Raw genomic sequence first — 19,162 nt, forward strand, 5'->3', positions numbered from 1 at the left:
TGATTATGAGAATCATTCGCATTTGTAATCATTAGAGGGATCACTTATGTGCCTAGCCATGCCTTTTTGTTGGAAAAAAGGCTTGGACTATTATTTGCCTCCGAATAAAGCTACAGCACGTCCCAGTTGTAAACGAATCGAAGCCGGGTTATAAGGCACCCAATCATCCAGATCAAGTAAATGGACTTTCTTCTGCTGCACTGCGGGAAGCTGGTTCCAATAAGGGGATTGAAAGATTGCTTCAGTATGCGCAGTAGATCCTTTGGCATCGGGAAAAACAATGACTAAAATTCGGTCTCCTGCATAATCTGCAAGATCTGAAACCCCGATCGAAATCGAATGGAACTGATCTCCCAATCTTTTTATCTCGTTGTCAATCAAGGTCGGTGCTCTAAGTCCAAGGGATTGGTACATCACATAACCTACATTCCTTGCTCCGTAAACGAGTAGCTCCTCAGGCTTGATTACCAGAATGGTGATGATATCATTAGCGACTGTGCTGTGCTGTACTATTTCACGGGCTTCTAGCTCTTCTTGTTCAAAATCGTTCAGCCACTGCTCCGCCCGTTCACTCCGCTGAATGGCTCGGCCGATTAATCGCAGCTGATCTTTCCATCCGATTTCGTTCCAAGAGATCTCCATAATCGGTGCTACAGCACGCAGTTGCCCAGCCTTCAATCCGTATTCCTCCAGATGTTCTTTCGCCGCAATAATCAATTCGACGTTGGCCTCAAGTAATAGCGACCTGATCTGTTCAGCAGAGCTGTTTGTATTGATAAATTTCATCGACTGCGGTGGTTCCTGATCCGAAAGATTCAGATATTCACTGCTTTCAGAGATGGTAACCGCAGGTTCTAAGCCAAGTAACAGTAGATGACTGGCATAAGGGGTAAGCATTACGGCAACTCGCTGGAACGAGCTTCGGCTGTAACCGGATGGAGATGCGCCTGTCTGCAGCTTAAAGCGACGACTGAGATAAAATTCATCCTTGTAGCCTACCTTCAGCGCAATTTCCCTAAGTGTGCCTGAACCGTTAAGCAAAAGCTCCTTGGCACTATGAACCCGTAGCCGTGACAGATATTCGCTTTGGCTGAAGCCTGCCACCTGCTTGAACAGCGTTGAATAATGCGAGCTGCTTACACCCGCAATGGCGGCCAAGTACTCACGTGTTATTTTTTCGCTAAAGTGATTCTCCAGGTAAGAAATGCTCCGTTCCATCGAAGGTTGCTCATTGACTGTATATCTGGCTTCCTGCTGTTCTAATAATTGCAGAATAATTTGATGAAAGAGCATTTGATTCTGTATATGGCGTGTTTCTCGATCTGGCAGTCGGTGGAGATACAACTCCCTGATACTCGATACAATCGCAGGCTCATAGGGAAACAACAGCATATTTGAACCCGAAGCAATCTCGCTTTTTCGGATCATTGCACCGCCAGGTATGGCCTGTGTCTGCTCCTGAATCCAGATGGTGAGCTTATACACATGAAGCGGCTGCTGAAGATTTGTAATTAAAGCGGCATGAGTATTAGCGGGGAGTAGAATTACGCTTCCTTCTGTAAGCTCATAAGTTAGATTATTGACCTCAAGGCTCCCTTTACCAGCGGCAACGGCCAGCAGCACGGTTAGATTCTCATGGATCTGAGCTCTTGGTAGATTTGAGGTTCCATACATCGATTGAATGCTGCCAGCGCTATATAAAGGAAAATGAGATTCGGCCCATTCCGGGATAACGTTATTCAAAATAAGGCCTCCGTTAGTTGAATATATTTTCAAACTATAAATCTATGGATTGAACAGTATTATTGACTTCTGTGGAACTAATTATAACATCTTCCCTTTTTAAAAGATTCGTCTGTCCAAGAGAAAGCATATTGGATCGAATATACATACTACCAGGTATTCTTTATCCATTTTAAAGAGGTGATTAAGATGAAAAAGCAGTTAGCCTCCGCCAAGAAGCGCAAGCTTTTCTCCAGACCTAAACCCAAATCTAATCTAAATCCTAAAGCAACAGCCCAGACCATTAACTTCGCGGTTATTGGAGACAGCCATGTGGGATATGGGAATAGCGCTAGCATTTTTAAGAATCTTTTGCCAAAAGCAGTAAGCAGCGGGAATAAGAGATTTGTTATTTTTGGAGGAGATAACACGCAGGCGGGAGCGAATCATGGAAATAACGCAAATGCTTACTACAAGGATTTTAAAGATACGGTAACAACCACGCTGGGGAGCATCCCTTATAAAGCATCTATAGGGAATTGGGAGGCTAGTACACAGTCCTTGTTCACGCAATATTTAGGTGCAGTGGAAGGGCAAATGAATTTTCCGGGGACACAGGGTATGGTGAAGTACGTGTGGCTTAATTGTGCTATGGGGCAGTTCACTCCGGGCAGTATTAATATATTGAAAAATTTAGATGATCAGCATTTTTATATTATTGATTTTCATTGGCCTTTAAAGGTGAGCGGGATCACGGTTGATCCAAGCCATGTATTGAGCGCGGCGGAAACTGCTAAGTTTTTTGGGGCTATTCCTGCGAAGGTGAGAGATAAGATACTTGCCATTTTTACGCATCATGGGCACAAGTTTTACCGGAAGCTTACCAATATTTATCCTGGCTATACGAAAACTAAATTCTTCGTGTGCGGATGTTCTGGTGATTATAAATGTACGCCAAATGGGAACCGAGGCTATTATAATGCCACATTGACCATCAATGGATCGGTATTAAACGTCGACGCATTTAAGGTAGCGGTCACTTAGTGAAGAAAAAGAACGTTGTTGGAGCTGATTTTCGGGAAAAATCCGAGATCAGCTTTTTTATTAATAATCGGCAAACAGGAAAATAGCAAGTAAGCAGGATTATTTAATATATTTGTATAATAGTTTATATATGTATTGAATAAAATTATTTAGGAGGGCTACCTATGAAAGGACTATCATTTAATGGGCTAGAACAGGCGGGGATGTCGGCTTACGGCGTGGAGCGAATACGTACAGCAGCTGCACAAATGGTTGAAGACAACATCACACCGGCACAAGTGATACTTGCTGCGAGAAAGGGGGGACTACTAGTCCATCAAGCGAACGGTAAATTCGGTCCAGAGCCAGGCGCAGCGGAATTAACTGTGGATGCTATATATCCACTATGCTCCATAACAAAGCTGTTTACGGCAACCGCTATTATGATGTTAATGGAACAAGGGAAAGTAGGTCTAAACAGACCTGTTTCCGATTACATCCCCGAATTTACAGGTGAAGGCAAAACTAAGGTATGCGTACATCACTTGTTAACACATACCTCTGGTCTGGAGGGTGAGGTCATTTGGCAGAATGGGCAAGTGAAACAGGAGCAAGGGGAGTACCCTCCGCACGAACCTAATCAAGACCCAGATCAACATAAATACTTATATGGCGGTTATGATGCACCGCTTAGTAATGAGCCTGGTACAGTCATGTCTTACTGTGGATATGGTTATGAGCTGTTGGGTGAAATCATCCGGCGAGTGAGTGGACAAGCTTATGATGTATTCGTAAATGAAAATATCTTTAAACCGCTTGGCATGGAAAATACATATTATCGTGTGCCGATGGAAGTACGGGACCAAGTAGTTAGACGTGCACCAGAAGCAGCGTGCGCGGAATGGGTAGACAGTGAGTACAATCTGAATTCTGTCTCTGCGGGGGGCGGCGCTTATTCAACGGCGATGGATTTGGCTGTCTTTGGTCAGATGTTTCTTAACGGTGGGATTTATAACGGAATACGATTCCTTAGTCCGGTAACAGTGAGAGAAATGACCCGTAATCAAATTCCAGGCGTATCCTCACAATATAGAGACGAGGTTTTTCCTGAAGCCTATTGGGGTTACGGATGGGCGATTAACGGCACGAAGCGTGACGGTGGAGATTTGTTCTCTCCAGAAGCTTATTCACACTGGGGTGCGGCAGGTCCATTTCTCTGTGTGGATCCGGTTTATCAGACAGTTACAGTACATTTATCCGTAGAGCTAGATCACCAGAAGCCATTTAAAAATATGTATGTGGATTACTTCAATAATACTGTTCTGGCAGCCATCACTGATCTTTAATTATCCTTTTAGATTTTTAGTCGTGTCTCCTATGCCTATAGCGTACTTTCCCAGTTTTTTCTGAATTGTTTAGGGGTGGTTCCGGTATACTTCTTAAACACTTTGGTAAAATAGCTCTGGTCATTGAAATGTAGCCTCGTAGCGATATCCGATAAGCTAATGCCCGGTAATTCGATTAATCGTTTGGCTTCTACAATCCGCTCGAATTGAATAAAATCACTGACCGTGAATCCTGTTTCCTTCTTAAATAATTGGGAGAGATAGCTCCTGTTTAATCCTGCGACTTCAGCTAGCTTATCTAAAGAGAGTTCCTCATATAGGTGGTTGAAAATATAGTTTTGACAGAGGGCCACGGTGCGCGAGAATTTCGCCATTCGGCTCTCTTTGACATGGTCAGCGAAATCGCAAAGCGCATTAAGAATAGCATGATCTACGGCAGGAATATCCTTTAGTTCTTCGATATGCTGGATGTGAAAGTCACTTAGGGTATAAGAAATCTCCCAATACAGTCCTCCATCAATAGCGGCACGTGTAGCAAGCGTAATGCAGGAGATCGCCAGATTCTTTTTGTTGCGTAAATGGCTCTTCTTGGAGAGTACTCCGTAATTCTCTTCAGAGAAGGTTGCCTGGACACGAAGCAGCTCAGCCTTATTCCCATTTTTGATATGGTGAAATAATGCTTTTTCCAGCATGGGTTCGTGGTGCAGCCATGTATTCTCACGTCGGTAGGAAACGTCCAAGTCTAAACTGTCTGAGAGAGGCTGTTTATGTTCAAAAGTTCGAGTGTTCAATAACAGTTCGCTAAGGGATAGCGTCTTTCCAGTGACGAGCGAGTATAGCAGCATAGCAGTATGGTTGAGTCTCATTCTATTAAGCACAGCTAAACTGCGGTAGTATTTCATCCATTGCTCGTGCAGTCTGAGTGGAACCTCATGGTCACGCATCAGACTTGTCATATTATTCTCTGAAAGTTGAGTATACAGTGTAGGACCGATCACAATACTTCCCCCGTTACTGCTGCCAGAGGGCAGATGGAGAAGGATGTAATTCTCTAGGAAACTAGTAGTGCGAATGATCGGTATGGAGGCATTGGAGTGATCCAGAATAGAATTGTTCTCTCTTTTAGTAGAATCTGCAATTTCCGAAAGGAATTCATTAATGTCATAAACCCATGGGGCGCCTTCCGTTGAGGAAGGCAGCGCTAGCTCAATTCTCCGATTGGCGTCTAGCAGAAACACAGGAATATGCAGCGATTCATACAACACTTTACAGATATATTGCGCTCCTTCATGATCATCTAAATGATTCAATATTTTCAGCCTCCTCGCCCAACCAGAATACCAAAAATACAATAATAATGCCATAAATCTAATATGAAGTCGATTAAAATGGGGATAGATACATTCAGAGGAGGTATTTTTATGAAAACCAACATTCAAGAACTCATATCAAAAATGACCCTTGAGGAGAAAGCAGGACTCTGCTCAGGGCTTGATTTCTGGCATACGAAGGGCATTGAACGACTCGGAATCCCCTCTTTAATGGTAACGGACGGACCCCATGGTTTACGCAAGCAAAAAGAGAGCGCCGATCATCTCGGACTCCATAATAGTGTACCTGCGACTTGTTTTCCCTCAGCAGCAGGGATGGCTTCTTCTTGGGATCGGGATTTAATCGGGCGTGTGGGTAAAGCACTCGGGAAAGAGTGTCAAGCAGAGAACGTTGCTGTTCTGCTTGGACCGGGAACAAATATTAAGCGCTCTCCATTGAACGGCCGTAACTTTGAATATTTCTCGGAAGACCCATACCTTTCTTCGGAGATGGGCGGGAATCATATCAAAGGTGTGCAAAGTGAAGGAGTAGGAACCTCACTCAAGCATTTTGCCGCTAATAATCAGGAGCACCGGAGAATGTCTGTTGATGCCGTTGTTGATGAGCGGTCGCTGCGGGAGATTTATCTGGCTAGCTTTGAAGGCGCAGTTAAGAATAGTCAGCCATGGAGCGTGATGTGCTCTTACAATCGAGTGAACGGTGAGTATGCTTCCGAGAGTGAATTTCTTCTGACTAAGATTCTTAGAGAAGAATGGGGCTACGAGGGATTCGTCGTTTCCGACTGGGGTGCGGTCAATGAACGGGTGAAGGCGCTGCAAGCAGGGCTGGAGCTGGAAATGCCTTCAACCGGAGGAATTGGTGATGCTAAGATTGTCGCAGCAGTACAAAGCGGCGAGCTGGCTGAAGAAACGTTAGATCTTGCAGTGGAACGGTTACTTGCCTTTGTTTTTAAGGCGGTGGAGAACCGTAAAGATAATGCATCATTTAATGCGGAAGAACATCATCAACTGGCTCGTGAAGTGGCACGGGAGAGCATGGTGCTCCTTAGAAATGAGGATCATATTTTACCGATAGCTAAACAAGGAACGATTGCGGTCATAGGTGAGTTTGCTAGAAACCCACGATATCAGGGCGGGGGTAGCTCACATGTGAATCCGACGAAATTAGATGACGCTTTTGAAGAGATGAAGGCTCTCGCAGGTTCTGCCGAACTGCTGTATGCACAAGGTTATGAACTGAATCATGACGGAATTAATGAAGCCTTGCTGCAAGAGGCGCGGGATACAGCGGCAAAAGGGGATATAGCCGTATTGTTCCTTGGACTTCCGGATAACTATGAATCAGAGGGGTATGATCGCAGTCACTTGTCACTTCCAGAGAGCCATAAAGCACTGATCGATGCAGTGGCTGAGGTGCAAACCAATATCGTTGTCGTGCTCAGCAATGGTTCACCCATAGAAATGCCTTGGATCCATAAAACGAAGGGGATTCTTGAAGGTTATCTAGGTGGGCAGGCTTTTGGCGGTGCAGTTGCAGATCTATTGTTTGGAGAGGTTAGTCCAAGCGGTAAACTGGCAGAGACCTTCCCGATGAAGCTGAGTGACAATCCATCCTTTCTTAATTTTCCGGGTGAAGGGGATACAGTAGAGTATAAAGAAGGTTTGTTTGTAGGCTATCGTTATTATGATAAAAAAGAGCTTGAACCGCTGTTTCCTTTCGGCTTTGGCCTAAGCTACACAGAATTTCAATACAGTAATTTAACAATTTCCAAGAGCAGCATAAAAGATAACGAGTCCGTAAAAGTTACCGCTACCGTCAAAAATACAGGTACTCGTGCTGGAAAAGAAATCGTTCAGCTCTATGTTAGTGATGTGGAGAGCAGCGTAATTCGCCCACTTAAGGAGCTTAAGGGCTTCCAGAAGCTAGCGCTTCAGCCTGGGGAAGAGCAAGAGGTTGCTTTTGAACTGGATAAACGTTCCTTTGCTTATTACAACGTCAACATTGGGGATTGGCATGTGGAAAGTGGCATTTTTGACATTGCTATCGGTTCCTCTTCAAGGGATATTCGTCTGACTGCTTCTATTGAAGTGGAATCGACAGTTCCGCTTGCGTTACGATATCATCGCAACAGTACCGTCGGTGATTTGCTAGACAATCCACGGACGGCAGATAAAGTGAAGAAATTCAGCAGTGTTTTTGGGTTAGGCGATGCGATGGGCGATAATCCAGAAATGTTCATGGCGATGATGAAATATATGCCGCTGCGGGCACTGATTGGATTCGGCCAAGGGAAATACACGGAAGAAGATTTAGCCAAGGATCTGCAAGAATTTAATGCTTTGGCTGTGGAGTAGGAGATCAATTCAAAGAAGTTCGGAGAATCTTGCAGGCCATGGTTATCTAATGGATAGTTTAGATCAAATATGAAGTGGAATTTGAGGGAGTGAACCTCAACGTTCTCCAAATAACGTTATTTTATGACAAAGGCTACCCTTAGAGGTAGCTTTTTTGTTTTCAGAGGATTGGATTAATGATCCTAAATTCTCCTGTTCATCGCACATTTAATTATAAAAAATCCATTAAATAACATATTGTCATATGACAAAAGTGATGACAACGAACACTATTTAAATGCTCTTTTTTTATATATATTGTTGGAATGACATGTTCAAGATGCAGGTAGTGGTATGAAAAAAGATGAGATAATCGATAATTTTCTTGATGTACGGGTGAGTTTTAAATAGCAACTTTAGTTGTCTTGATTGAACCACGGGTAGAATGGTAGGTTTTGCGTGAATTGTCGAATGCTGGAGGAAATATGGGGCTTTAGGGAATTAATCGTATTTGGAAGCGATCTACAACTAAATCATAATGGATGGTACAAAGCGAATGAATATTAGCATTATAATGCTGGCTCAGCACTTTAACGTAACCGTACAATGTCTGGATCGAATTAAGCAATATACGTCTATGCCCTATGAACTTATTGTTGTCTCGGATAATGAATCTGCCGAAGTATCGAATTTCCTTGCTTATGAATACGGTGTTCATGTCATTCATAGCAGGAGTAAAGGGGTTGCAGCTTCATTTAATCTGGGCGCGCGGTCCGCTTCGGGTGATCGTCTTGTATTTATCCGCGATCAGATCATGGTAAATGAGGGGTGGCTTGAGCAGTTGTCGGGCTGTCTGGACCATCATCCGAATGCTGCGATCGTGGGTCCGAGGATGAATGACGTTAGCGGCGGCCAAAGGATTCCGATTGTTTATCAGAACATGGAGCAACTCTATCAGTCGGCGTCAATGCTTGCCATTGGGAATCGATGTCTTGGACCCGGGTTCCTAGGCTTGTCAGTTTGCTAATGATGATACCGCGTCGCTATTTTGAGCAGATGGGGTCCTTCGATGAGAGGTTTGAGGTTGAATCCTATGAGGACGATGATCTGTGTTATCGCGCATTATCTATGAATCTGGATATTTACATAGCGGAAGGATGCGTAGTCTTCCGGAAGGAACCTCCTTCAGTCAATCCCAATGATCCCGATTGGTACAATAACAGATTAATCTTGAATCGTGCTATGGCCATAAGTAAATGGGGATTCGATTTAACTTCGTCATTGCATTGCAGTACGCGAAAGGTCACGGTCAGCTTATGCATGATCGTGAAGAATGAAGAGCAAACCTTAGGACGTTGTTTATCCAGCGTGCGGGAGCTAGTCGATGAGATCATTATTGTGGATACGGGTTCGAGTGATGGAACCAAAGAGCTCGCGGCTTCTTATGGAGCTCGGGTGTATGATTTCGAATGGGTGAACGATTTCTCCAAAGCAAGAAATTATGCCTTCAGTCTCGCCACTCAAGAGTATCTGCTGTGGTTGGATGCGGATGATTATCTGCAATCAGAGGATGCAGAGGCTCTAGGGTCCATTGTATCCGGATTACCATGGGATATCGATGCCGTATCGATTCATTATTATCTCGACCGAGATAAGGACGGAAGCGTAACTTCGAGTTTAAGACGGAATCGTCTGGTTAGACGAAGTTGTGGTTTCCGTTGGATTGGAATCGTTCATGAGTACCTGGAGGTCGAAGGCAAAGTACTCTATGCCGAGTTAGGCATAACGCATGATAGAAAGCATACGCAGTCTTCGCGTAATCTGCTTATCTATGAGGGGATGATAGAAGCGCAGGCGAGCTTCACTCCGCGGGATTTATTTTATTATGCTAATGAGTTGTATGATCACGGCCAATGGCAGCGAGCAATAGACCAATATGATACCTTCATTACAATGCCGGATGGCTGGATGGAGGACAAGCTGCTAGCGAGTCGGCGTGCCGCGGATGCATTGGCGCAATTAAGCCGCTTTCAAGAAGCTAAGCTTAAAGCACTTCAAGCCTTTGCATTGTCACCTCCCCGAGCAGAAGCTTGTTGCCAATTAGGGTCTTATGAGCTAGTTGAACAACGGTTCGAGAATGCTGTTTTTTGGTACAAGCTAGCCACAGAAGTTCCTAAGCCGACTGAGCCTAACGCTAGAATAGACAATTCGGCATGGACGTGGCTGCCACATCTGCAATTATGTGTTTGTTATGATCGCTTAGGTCAACACGAAGAAGCTAACTATCACAATGAATTAGCTAGGGGTTATGTACCGAAGCATCCGAGCGTCATGGCAAATCGCGATTATTTAAAGCAATACGTAACTTTATATACTTGAGGGGGATATTGTTAATGGCAAGACTAAAGAGAGCGAAGGCAAGTGGCAAGAAGAATGGGAATCAATTAGCCTACAAGAGCTCAATGGCATTTATTCTAATGAGTCAGTTAATTGCACCATTGAGCCCTGCCTTTAGTGGTATTCTACCCCGGGCAAGCGCAGCGGCTTACAGCGATGTTAATTCTTCTTCATGGGCGTACCAGTATATTACCAAAGCGTCCGCACTAGGGGTAATTGAAGGAGATGGTTCAGGCAACTTCAACCCGAACCGTCCAGTCACGAATCAGGAAGCGGTAGTTATGGTGCTTAGGTTCATGGGATATGAGCAACCAAAGGCAAATGGCGCGAGCCTGCCCTTCACTGTGGATTCATGGGCAACTGTATGGATACAGCAAGCCATTGATATCGGCCTAATAATCCCAAGTGAGGAAGAGAGAACAAACACCGTCATCTGGGGAAAAGAGCAAGCAAGTCGTGAGTGGATAACACGTCTAATTATTCGTGCGGCAGGCAAGGAATCTGAGGCGATAGAGTTTAAGGATAGCAACATCGGTTTTTCGGATGCGTCAGATGCATCGGACTGGGCAGCAGGCTACATTAATGCTGCAGTAAACCGTAATGTCATTTCGGGTTTCCCTAATAATACTTTTAAACCTAAGCAGACGGCTACTCGTGCCGAGTTTGCTGCTATTTTATCTAAGACGGAAATATTTGCGAGCACGGTATCCGATCGAATTATCCATGGTTCTGTCGTCTCGATGGCGAAGAATTCTATCGAATTGTTAAGCAGCAGCGGCCAGACGTCGAAGTTCGAAATCAATACCCATTCAGTTCTGTTCGGAGACAATGGCAAGGGTGTGTTGCCTACAGGGTCATTGGTGACGCTCATCCATAATGGAGGAGTGGCTTCCTTCGTTGAAGTATTAGGAATGGTGGCAGTAGGCCAGACAGGTTCAAAAGGTGATAAGGGAGACACGGGCGCAACTGGCGCAGCAGGTCAAAACGGGTCCTCTGGCTCCAGTGGACCGCAAGGCGCTACGGGAGCAACTGGAGCAGTTGGAGCAACAGGCGCAACTGGAGCTGTAGGAGCAACCGGAGCGACCGGACCACAGGGAGTGCAAGGCATTCAAGGAGTAACCGGGGCGACTGGAGCTAACGGTGTAGCTGGGGCAGTCGGTGCGACGGGAACATTTATATTAGGAAAACAAACTGCTGTTAAAAATGCGGTTCTCTAAACCGCGTCTTCTGAGGTATTGACTTCAATGTATTCCGCAACTCTACGGTACTCATTGGCAAATTTCAGCTTCACGCTGATATTGCCATTTTCGTATACCTTGATGGAATCAACGAGTTCAATTAATATATCTCTTGTCAGTTTGTTGATGTTTTCGTGTTTGCGGAATATTGCTAAGAATGGGTTTTCTACATCTATGCCATTTTCAAGCTCTGCTTTTTCTTTTTTTAAATTGTCTATAACCTCGTTAATGGCTTCGATTTGCCGCTCATAGTCCTCTTTCATCTGGCGATAGTCCTTATGAGAAATTTCGCCGTCTTTCCAGTCCTGATAAATATTTTGCTTATAGCGTGAAATCTTGGACAGTTCTTTTTCCTTTGCGGCCATCAATTCATTCAGACGAATCGACTGGCTTTTTTGGAGCGGAGCCTTGTTAATCCGTGAAACCATTTCGGAAAGAGAAACCGCAATGTAGACCTGTTGCTTGATGGCATACAAAACCGCTTGTTCCAAATGGTTGTGCTTCATCGTATGCTTCGTACAAGCTGCTTTGGACTGGTCTTTGTAAGTGCGGCAGTAGTAATACACGTTTCCTTTCACTTGGCTTCGTGTCATGGCCTTGCTGCAATCCGCACAGCATAGGAAGCCACTGAACAAATACAACGTTTTTTGCTTTGGTGCAGTGCGGGTATCCTTTTTCAAAAGCTCCTGCACTTTTGCAAAATCTTCACGACTAATGATTGGCTCATGCGTATTTTCAACAATGAACCATTCCTCTTCGGGGACCGTTTCCTGTACATGGATTTTATAACTCTTAATGCGATAACGCCCTTGCACCATGTCACCAACATAAATGCGGTTTTTCAGCATGTTAGTGACTGTCATGGCACACCATAAAGGATTGCTACCCTCGCTATTGGGATTTTTGTATTTCATGCCCTTGCTTTTCTTATACGCTGACGGGCATAAAATGCCGCTTTCGTTCAACTTGCGAACAATCGCATTTTTGCTCATGCCCTCTAAGAACCAAGCATAAATACTTTTAACGTTTTCGGCGGCTTCCTCATCGAGTACGAGAGCGTTTTTGTCCTCCGGGTCTTTCTGATAGCCATAGGCGGCAAACGAACCAATATGCAGGCCCTTTTCACGCTTCTTGTCAAAGGTTCTCCTGACGCTTTCCGAAGTTCCTCTTGCGTGTTCCTCATTCAGAACGCCCTGAACCGGTACCGCGATGTTTTGCGCGTTCTGCGGATCTTTATACGTATCAACAGGCTGTTGGTAAAGAGAAATAAATCGGACGTTGTTTCGGGGGAACCAATCGCCAAGATAGTAACTCTGATCGCCATTGTTGCGGAAGCTCCGGGCAAGGTTCTTCACGATCACGCAGTTGATTTTTCCCTTTCGTATATCGGTTAACAGCCGTTGAAAGTCTTCGCGTTCCTCGTCTGTCGTGCCACTCACGCCGTCATCGACATACTCGCCAACAAAAGTATATTCGTCTTCATCATCTTGCTGTTCAAGGAAGTCTGTCAAAATCAGTCTTTGGTTGGTAATGCTTTCGGATTCATCTTTACCACGCTTGTCTTCGCGTGAAAGACGGATATAAAAGCCTACATACCATATCCGCTTTTTTGAAGCTGCTTTTACAATATTCTGCCTATTGGCTACTCTGGCCATGTGTCCTCCTTCCTATCACATTACACCTCTATTATACCATTTGGGCGTAATGCGAACCATGTTGTCGAGGGCACAAAGCCGCATTATAAGCCACTTTTCTTGCGTATCATAAAGTTCGTGAGTACCTCTTGAATCGGCGGTGCAGCATCGTCAAATTCAAGCTTTACACCCACTTCGCCACAACGGAAACACAACGGATTTTTCAGTTTTTCCAAAACATAAGCAGGCCGTTTTTCTATCGGGAGAGAATTATCAAATTCAAGCGTACTGATATCGGCCAGTTTTTCCGTATCTACGGTTTCCATATCTACGCTCATAAAATAATCAATCAATGCGGTAGTAATCATGATCATGCCCTCCTTGATGTGCATGATGCAATATATGCATTTCCCCGTTTGTCCTGTGAGGAAACAGAAGCAGCCACCCCATTGTCAGTAGAAGGGATGGCTGTTCAACTGTCCGCATACTTCGGGACAAATTGGCCCGAAGTTAATAAGGACTGTTTCGGTAATGCTCGTCTGCTTCCTGCGTGGATTTGAAATCAAAAATGTCATGTAATTCCATCACCACGCGCTGAATATCATCAGAGTCGAAACCGCAGTTTTCCATCGCCCAAATAACATACCCGCGGCAGGCATTATTGCTCCATTGATCAGGAAGCATTCCTGCGAAAATCGTATTTTTCGCCATTTCGATTCTCCTCATGTCAAAATAGGGGAGGTACCGTGCCGGGAAGTATTGGGCTGTTATTGGACAGAAAAGCCCGGCACGTCCTCCTGTAGTTCAGATAAAAAGATAACCCGGACAGGCGGCGGCAACCGCCCTCATGGGAATTTCACCCCGCCCCATGCTGATGGCGCGACGGTCAATGCTGTGAAGCGTTCAAACCGTAAGTATCATTATCTCATGTATGGGATCGTCGCCCGGCAGACCTACCACAGTCTACTTGCCGTAGATGGTATTCTCGCTCGTTTTCAAGCGATAAATCGCTGAAAAGTTATGGCGCTCCCTTGCGGCTTGGCTTCTCCATACATAAAACGTATCCGGGTCATCGGTATGCAGTTGTCAAAGATCATTAGTGGAAGAAAAATTTCCTTCCAATAACCGTGACATTTTCAGGGCAAAACCGACCCTCATTCATAAAAGTTTTTCAAAAGAATTTCCAAGTTCCGAAGTCCTTGGCTGATCGACTTGCGGATGTTTTTTTCCGAAACTCTCTCAGCCCGCGCGATCTCGGATTTGCTAATGCCAAGTACGTAATGGGCGTAAATTCGTTTGCTTTGCTTGTCCGGCAAAGCGCTGATAGCAACATTCAACTGTTGGGCTGTTATTTTGTGTTCATAAACCTCGAAAGGGGACAGGGAGGCGAAGCAAATATCATGCTCGATTCCATCGTTACGGTCAAGAGAATAGTGCGCCTTGTGACGGTACATGCGCCGCCGATAGGCTTCTTCCTGACGTTCAGCTTCCAGCAGGACTGTTGCAACTTCATCAGGAATATCAAGAAAAATGTCATGATTGCAAAACGGGTAGTAATCTCGCAGATTGATCTTTGCCATATGAGGTTCCTCCGTTCGATTTTTTTGGGAGAAAAAATCGAACGGAAGTGGAGGGGAGCGACAACGGGGACGAAGTAACACATCGGGCCAAGTAGGCCCGATGTAGCAACAAGGCATGTCCGATAAAACTTGTTGATAAAGCTCACAAATAGTCGTAAAAGGGTATAAAAAAACACCTTCTAGGAAAAATCCTCGAAAGGTGTCGAATAAAAAATGGCCGCACTTAGCGACCGTAAATTCCGGTTCTTTTTTGAAATCATGTAGTAGGAAAACTTCTACTATATCGGATCGTCACGATCGGGTGACGGCCTTTCACATTTAATGGAATGAAGTAGATTGTGGAACATAAAGAACCCTCCAATCGCATGCCGCCACTGGAAGGTCCAAAAAGGGCATAAAAAATATACCCTCTCTATTCCTTATTTGAGAAAGTGACGACTTGACTCTTGCAAGCCGCCATTCCACGATTCAACATGTTAGGTTTTTACCGAAATAACGGCTTTTGTTTTTGGATAAAAGCTCTCAAAGATATTAGAACCCCCTTAAAATAGGTTGGTCACAACGTTTAGTTTTTTCCTGAATTTTGACTGTGAGGCAATTGAACAGTAACCGAAGTGCCATGACCTACTTTACTTTTGACATCGATGGTTCCTTGATGTGCGGTGATGATCTGCTTCACAATCGCCATCCCTAATCCGGTGCTGGCTGTAGGAGTATCCGTTGAAGTCCCCCGATAGTACCTGTCAAACAGACCGGCGATGCTTTGTTCATCCATTCCTTTTCCATTGTCTGTGACCTGTAATTGGACATGTGAGTTATCTTGTATATGCACAATAATGGATGTACCCGCTGGATTATGAACAACTGCATTTACTAATAAGTTTGAAAAGGCTCTTTTTAGCAACCTCGCATCCCCCATTACATAAAGGGGTTCTTCCCCACCCAATATTTCAAAGTGATTTGCCTTATCCAGAGGCATATTCGCTGCTTCTGCAACCGTTCTACGAATTAACTCCACCAACTCGATTCTTTGTGAGGAAAACTTAAAACCAGTAGACTGGTCCATCTGAAAAGCAATTCCAAGGTCATTGATAAGTTCTTCCATATAGGTGGACTTATCCCGAATCAATTGCAAAAACTCTTTTTTCTCGTCATTGCTCCATTCATGTTCATCCGATAAAAGCATGTCCGTATAACCAGAAATATAAGACAAAGGAGTCTTCAAATCATGGGTGACGCCCGAGGCCCAATCCTGTCTCAACTGTTCGAACTCTTGCCGTTTACGTTCATTTTGCTGTAAGGTCAAGGAGAGAGACTCAAGATTGGCGTAGACCTCCCTGTAAAGACGACTTGAGAGGGAGAAAAAGCGCCTTTTCCTGTCAAGAATTAAATACTCCCCACATGATAACTTTTTTATTTTTATTAAAATATCAGCCATCGGCCGCGCAACATAATAACCATAAAACAAACAATACAGAAAGTAAGCCGTTATAATGATCCAGGTAGTCAGGTTAACGAAAAAGAGTTTTTCCGGTTGCTTTAGCACGACAATATAGAAAGCCGCCGGCAACGAGACGGTCAAGAACAGCAGGATCTGATGTACTATAAAATTCAATGTAAAACGAACGACCAACTTACCATTTGAAAAATTTACCTTCATATCAAATCACCCTGATTGGAAGGGACAAACTTGTAGCCAATCCCTCTTAGCGTAACGATTAGAGTGGGTTGTTTTACGTCTTGCTCGATTTTTTTGCGCAGACGCATAATATGAATGGCAACCGTCTTTTCGTCTCCGATGCTGTCATAGCCCCATACTCGCTCGTACAATTGCCCTGCGGTAAATATCTGATTAGGGTGGTCAGCCAAGAACAGAAGAAGCTCAAATTCTTTAGCCGGACAAGAAACTTCTTTTCCATCCACCCATAATTGAGCGGCCTTTTTATCGATGACGATAGAACCGAAACGATAAAGCTCAGTTGTCTGCTCTGTAGCTTGATATTGTTCCAACCTTCGGAACTGTACATGAATACGCGCGGCAACTTCCAAGGGATTAAAGGGTTTCGTAATATAGTCATCCCCTCCAATCCCGAGTCCGGTCAATTTATCCAAATCACTTGAACGGGCAGTAAGAAACAGGATAGGGACGGCGGTATGCCGCCGGATTTTTTGACACAGTTGGAATCCATCCGTATCGGGTAACATGACATCCAATACAATCAGGTCGTATGAATGATGGCTTATTTTTTCCATGGCTTCCTGCCCCGTAAAGGCGCAACTGATGGCAGCATAACCTTCTTTACGTAGGATAGTCTCCAGCATCTTGACAATGCCAGGTTCGTCATCAATGATGAGTATTTTTTGTGAGCGCAACCTTCCTTCCTCCTTTCTTTGGCAGGGTCATCTCTATTTTTCTATTATCCAACGAATTTTATAACATGACCACTATATCGATACGTCGCGTTTTTTGAATACGTTCCAGCTTAGAAGTATCAGGGCAACGATATATACAAGTAATACTGTGATGGAAAAGTTCAGCGTCATTTCGGGTCTGGCCGGAAGATGGAAAATGTACAGGCTCATGTCGCTGTTAGCAAAAGGAAGGTATTTCAACCATTCCATTTTTGCAGTCGCCTCAATCATGGAATTACCTACGATCATAATAAACAGCGAGATTCCGATCGCCAAAGCACTGTTCCGCAAAACCGTCGATATTGCAAAAGCGAGGGTGACGTAACTCATGATCGGGAAAAGGCTTAAACCGTACATTTTTATGCCCTGCATCAAAACATTTAGCTGTACAACTTGTCCCTGCTGGTTCAAAAATAAATCTGTCGTGTGTATGTCGCCCAATCCATAAAACAAAGCGTTCGTGGCATAACCGCATACAGCCAAAAGCGCCAGCATAACGATTGCAAACAGAGACACAGCGATATATTTAGAAAACAAAATTTTAGCGCGGTTATGCGGGCGGATCAGTAAAAGTTTCATCGTTCCGGCTGTATATTCCCCGGCTACTATATCCGCAGCGATGACGATTGCAAACACGATAACCATTTCGATTAAGCCGGAAAAAGTGAGCAAAGCCGACCACGGATTATTAGAGGGTGCAGGGAAGTCGTTTTCTAAGCGATATTTCGCGATCTTCAACTTGTTTTCAGCATCGGTACGCAACGTTGGAGATAGCTCCGTGATTTTCAAGCGATCTTCATACTGATGGACAAGTTGTGTGGTTTCAGCCCGCCAATCTGTTGCGTTCGTGTTGTTGATTGTACCTAAGATAGAGGAACCTATCGTGATGGCAAACAGCAATAATAGAAGAATCCATGTCAATTTTCGGCTGTATATTTTCATGCTTTCATTGGCAACCAATCCGATCATTTTCTCTCCTCCGTTAACTCCAAAAATTTATCTTCTAAGGTCTGCTCTTGCACTTGAATGCTGTATATTTGAATGCCCGCTTGCATGAGGAGCTTATTGACGGTTGGTATTTCATCTTTGTTCAACGGAATCAATAACTGCCCCGGCTGTCTTATCGGCAGGATTTCCTTGTTTAAAGTTGCTATCAGCCTTTTTGCTTGTTCCACTTGAGAAGATTCAACAGTGACACATACGAGAGAACTTCCACCGTCATGGACGAAGTCTTGTATGCTTTGAATACGGACCAGCTTTCCATTTTGCAGAACACCCACTCGGTCACACATCAATTCCATTTCGGAAAGCAAGTGGCTTGAAACGAAAACAGCAACGCTTTCTTCATGAGCAAGTCTTTTCAAGTAGTTGCGCAATTCGTGAATCCCTGCGGGATCAAGACCGTTGGTCGGCTCATCCAGAATAAGAAGGGATGGGCGGTGTAGAAGGGCTTGAGCAATCCCTAGTCGTTGCCTCATGCCAAGGGAATAGGTTTTCACTTTGTCGTGAATCCTGTCCCTTAGCCCAACGATTCCTACAATTTCTTCAATACGGGCCTTGGTGACGCCGGGAACCATTCGAGCATAATGTTTTAAATTTTGATACCCTGTCAAATATTTGTACAAATCCGGATTCTCAACAATAGCTCCTACATTCCGAATCGCCTTGTTGAAATCTTTGCTGATACTGTGTCCTTTAATGAGAATATCGCCCTGACTGATCTTGATAAGTCCTACCATCATGCGAATGGTCGTTGTTTTTCCTGCTCCATTGGGGCCTAAGAAACCAAATACCTCTCCGGCTTGAATATCGAATGACAGGTCGTTAACAATCGTTCTTTTTCCGATTCTTTTCATTGCGTGTTGAATCTGTACTACCGGTGTCTGATTCATAAATTCATTTCCTTTCCATGGGCTTAAAATACATTTCCAGCGATTTCAAATAAATTATAAAAAGTGAAAGTAAACGGAAGGTAAACGGGAAACAAACATGCCACAAACTTTGCAAAAGAGCGAGTAGTAGTGGGGGTAAGCGTTAATCGGCAAGCAGGGCAAGTGTATTGACACTTGCCTCTTTGCTTGTTGGGGAGTGCCTTCCCCAAACCCTGCAACTTCGGGCCACTTTGGCCCGAAGCCAAGTGCTTCG

16 protein-coding genes are annotated in these 19,162 nt (G+C 44.4%); 6 read left to right on the forward strand and 10 right to left on the reverse strand.

What is annotated here, in order from left to right; all coding sequences use genetic code 11:
* Nucleotides 1–90 precede the first annotated feature (90 nt).
* Nucleotides 91–1,743 (reverse strand): helix-turn-helix domain-containing protein, encoded by a 1,653-nt coding sequence (locus ACDZ28_RS16270; RefSeq protein ID WP_339289808.1) that lies wholly within the window; start codon nucleotides 1,741–1,743, stop codon nucleotides 91–93.
* 189 nt (nucleotides 1,744–1,932) lie between these two features.
* On the opposite strand from ACDZ28_RS16270, the gene ACDZ28_RS16275 reads away from it, so the two are divergent.
* Nucleotides 1,933–2,766 (forward strand): metallophosphoesterase, encoded by an 834-nt coding sequence (locus tag ACDZ28_RS16275; protein WP_375105205.1) that lies wholly within the window; start codon nucleotides 1,933–1,935, stop codon nucleotides 2,764–2,766.
* 164 nt (nucleotides 2,767–2,930) lie between these two features.
* Nucleotides 2,931–4,091, forward strand: coding sequence for a serine hydrolase domain-containing protein (locus ACDZ28_RS16280; protein ID WP_375105206.1), 1,161 nt, complete (start codon nucleotides 2,931–2,933; stop codon nucleotides 4,089–4,091).
* Between the two features lie 35 nt (nucleotides 4,092–4,126).
* Here the strand turns inward: ACDZ28_RS16280 and ACDZ28_RS16285 are convergent, their stop codons facing one another.
* Entirely contained in the window at nucleotides 4,127–5,401 is a 1,275-nt protein-coding gene (locus tag ACDZ28_RS16285) for a helix-turn-helix domain-containing protein (protein ID WP_042125335.1), read from the reverse strand.
* A 111-nt stretch (nucleotides 5,402–5,512) separates the two neighbouring features.
* Here ACDZ28_RS16285 and ACDZ28_RS16290 point away from each other — a divergent pair, with 111 nt between their 5' ends.
* The 4 genes from ACDZ28_RS16290 to ACDZ28_RS16305 all read left to right on the forward strand — a co-directional run bounded on the left by ACDZ28_RS16290 (nucleotide 5,513) and on the right by ACDZ28_RS16305 (nucleotide 11,370).
* A complete protein-coding gene (locus ACDZ28_RS16290; RefSeq protein ID WP_375105207.1) occupies nucleotides 5,513–7,777 on the forward strand; it encodes a beta-glucosidase in 2,265 nt (754 codons plus the stop codon).
* A gap of 535 nt (nucleotides 7,778–8,312) precedes the next feature.
* Nucleotides 8,313–8,783 (forward strand): glycosyltransferase family 2 protein, encoded by a 471-nt coding sequence (locus tag ACDZ28_RS16295; RefSeq protein ID WP_375105208.1) that lies wholly within the window; start codon nucleotides 8,313–8,315, stop codon nucleotides 8,781–8,783.
* On the forward strand, nucleotides 8,783–10,135 hold the full coding sequence (locus ACDZ28_RS16300) for a glycosyltransferase (protein ID WP_375105209.1): 1,353 nt from the start codon (nucleotides 8,783–8,785) through the stop codon (nucleotides 10,133–10,135). The genes ACDZ28_RS16295 and ACDZ28_RS16300 overlap by 1 nt, the downstream gene beginning before the upstream one ends.
* A gap of 14 nt (nucleotides 10,136–10,149) precedes the next feature.
* A complete protein-coding gene (locus ACDZ28_RS16305) occupies nucleotides 10,150–11,370 on the forward strand; it encodes an S-layer homology domain-containing protein (protein WP_375105210.1) in 1,221 nt (406 codons plus the stop codon).
* Here the strand turns inward: ACDZ28_RS16305 and ACDZ28_RS16310 are convergent.
* The 8 genes from ACDZ28_RS16310 to ACDZ28_RS16345 all read right to left on the reverse strand — a co-directional run bounded on the left by ACDZ28_RS16310 (nucleotide 11,367) and on the right by ACDZ28_RS16345 (nucleotide 18,909).
* Nucleotides 11,367–13,046 (reverse strand): recombinase family protein, encoded by a 1,680-nt coding sequence (locus tag ACDZ28_RS16310; protein ID WP_375105211.1) that lies wholly within the window; start codon nucleotides 13,044–13,046, stop codon nucleotides 11,367–11,369. The genes ACDZ28_RS16305 and ACDZ28_RS16310 overlap by 4 nt on opposite strands.
* An 83-nt stretch (nucleotides 13,047–13,129) precedes the next feature.
* Nucleotides 13,130–13,393, reverse strand: coding sequence for a DUF6870 family protein (locus ACDZ28_RS16315; RefSeq protein WP_375105212.1), 264 nt, complete (start codon nucleotides 13,391–13,393; stop codon nucleotides 13,130–13,132).
* A 142-nt stretch (nucleotides 13,394–13,535) separates the two neighbouring features.
* A complete protein-coding gene (locus tag ACDZ28_RS16320) occupies nucleotides 13,536–13,736 on the reverse strand; it encodes a hypothetical protein (RefSeq protein WP_375105213.1) in 201 nt (66 codons plus the stop codon).
* A 443-nt stretch (nucleotides 13,737–14,179) separates the two neighbouring features.
* Nucleotides 14,180–14,605 (reverse strand): RNA polymerase sigma factor, encoded by a 426-nt coding sequence (locus ACDZ28_RS16325; RefSeq protein WP_375105214.1) that lies wholly within the window; start codon nucleotides 14,603–14,605, stop codon nucleotides 14,180–14,182.
* Between the two features lie 565 nt (nucleotides 14,606–15,170).
* Nucleotides 15,171–16,265 (reverse strand): sensor histidine kinase KdpD, encoded by a 1,095-nt coding sequence (locus ACDZ28_RS16330; protein ID WP_127603673.1) that lies wholly within the window; start codon nucleotides 16,263–16,265, stop codon nucleotides 15,171–15,173.
* On the reverse strand, nucleotides 16,262–16,978 hold the full coding sequence (locus ACDZ28_RS16335) for a response regulator transcription factor (protein WP_127603671.1): 717 nt from the start codon (nucleotides 16,976–16,978) through the stop codon (nucleotides 16,262–16,264). Before ACDZ28_RS16335 ends, ACDZ28_RS16330 begins: the two co-directional genes overlap by 4 nt.
* 72 nt (nucleotides 16,979–17,050) lie before the next feature.
* The gene (locus ACDZ28_RS16340) at nucleotides 17,051–17,986 is read right to left on the reverse strand and encodes an ABC transporter permease (RefSeq protein WP_127603669.1); all 936 of its coding nucleotides are present in this window, start codon (nucleotides 17,984–17,986) and stop codon (nucleotides 17,051–17,053) included.
* Nucleotides 17,983–18,909, reverse strand: a complete 927-nt coding sequence (locus tag ACDZ28_RS16345) for an ABC transporter ATP-binding protein (protein ID WP_375105215.1) — start codon at nucleotides 18,907–18,909, stop codon at nucleotides 17,983–17,985. The genes ACDZ28_RS16340 and ACDZ28_RS16345 overlap by 4 nt, the downstream gene beginning before the upstream one ends.
* Nucleotides 18,910–19,162 lie beyond the last annotated feature (253 nt).

Origin of the sequence: Paenibacillus sp. RS8 (genome assembly GCF_041956825.1) — a bacterium.
GTDB lineage: Bacteria > Bacillota > Bacilli > Paenibacillales > Paenibacillaceae > Paenibacillus_AQ.

Coding starts and splice junctions, on each gene's coding strand:
- ACDZ28_RS16275 (WP_375105205.1), top strand. CDS start 1,933: ATGAAAAAGCAGTTAGCCTCCGCCAAGAAGCGCAAGCTTTTCTCCAGA.
- ACDZ28_RS16280 (WP_375105206.1), top strand. CDS start 2,931: ATGAAAGGACTATCATTTAATGGGCTAGAACAGGCGGGGATGTCGGCT.
- ACDZ28_RS16290 (WP_375105207.1), top strand. CDS start 5,513: ATGAAAACCAACATTCAAGAACTCATATCAAAAATGACCCTTGAGGAG.
- ACDZ28_RS16295 (WP_375105208.1), top strand. CDS start 8,313: ATGAATATTAGCATTATAATGCTGGCTCAGCACTTTAACGTAACCGTA.
- ACDZ28_RS16300 (WP_375105209.1), top strand. CDS start 8,783: ATGATGATACCGCGTCGCTATTTTGAGCAGATGGGGTCCTTCGATGAG.
- ACDZ28_RS16305 (WP_375105210.1), top strand. CDS start 10,150: ATGGCAAGACTAAAGAGAGCGAAGGCAAGTGGCAAGAAGAATGGGAAT.
- ACDZ28_RS16310 (WP_375105211.1), bottom strand. CDS start 13,046: ATGGCCAGAGTAGCCAATAGGCAGAATATTGTAAAAGCAGCTTCAAAA.
- ACDZ28_RS16315 (WP_375105212.1), bottom strand. CDS start 13,393: ATGATTACTACCGCATTGATTGATTATTTTATGAGCGTAGATATGGAA.
- ACDZ28_RS16320 (WP_375105213.1), bottom strand. CDS start 13,736: ATGGCGAAAAATACGATTTTCGCAGGAATGCTTCCTGATCAATGGAGC.
- ACDZ28_RS16325 (WP_375105214.1), bottom strand. CDS start 14,605: ATGGCAAAGATCAATCTGCGAGATTACTACCCGTTTTGCAATCATGAC.
- ACDZ28_RS16330 (WP_127603673.1), bottom strand. CDS start 16,265: ATGAAGGTAAATTTTTCAAATGGTAAGTTGGTCGTTCGTTTTACATTG.
- ACDZ28_RS16340 (WP_127603669.1), bottom strand. CDS start 17,986: ATGATCGGATTGGTTGCCAATGAAAGCATGAAAATATACAGCCGAAAA.
- ACDZ28_RS16345 (WP_375105215.1), bottom strand. CDS start 18,909: ATGAATCAGACACCGGTAGTACAGATTCAACACGCAATGAAAAGAATC.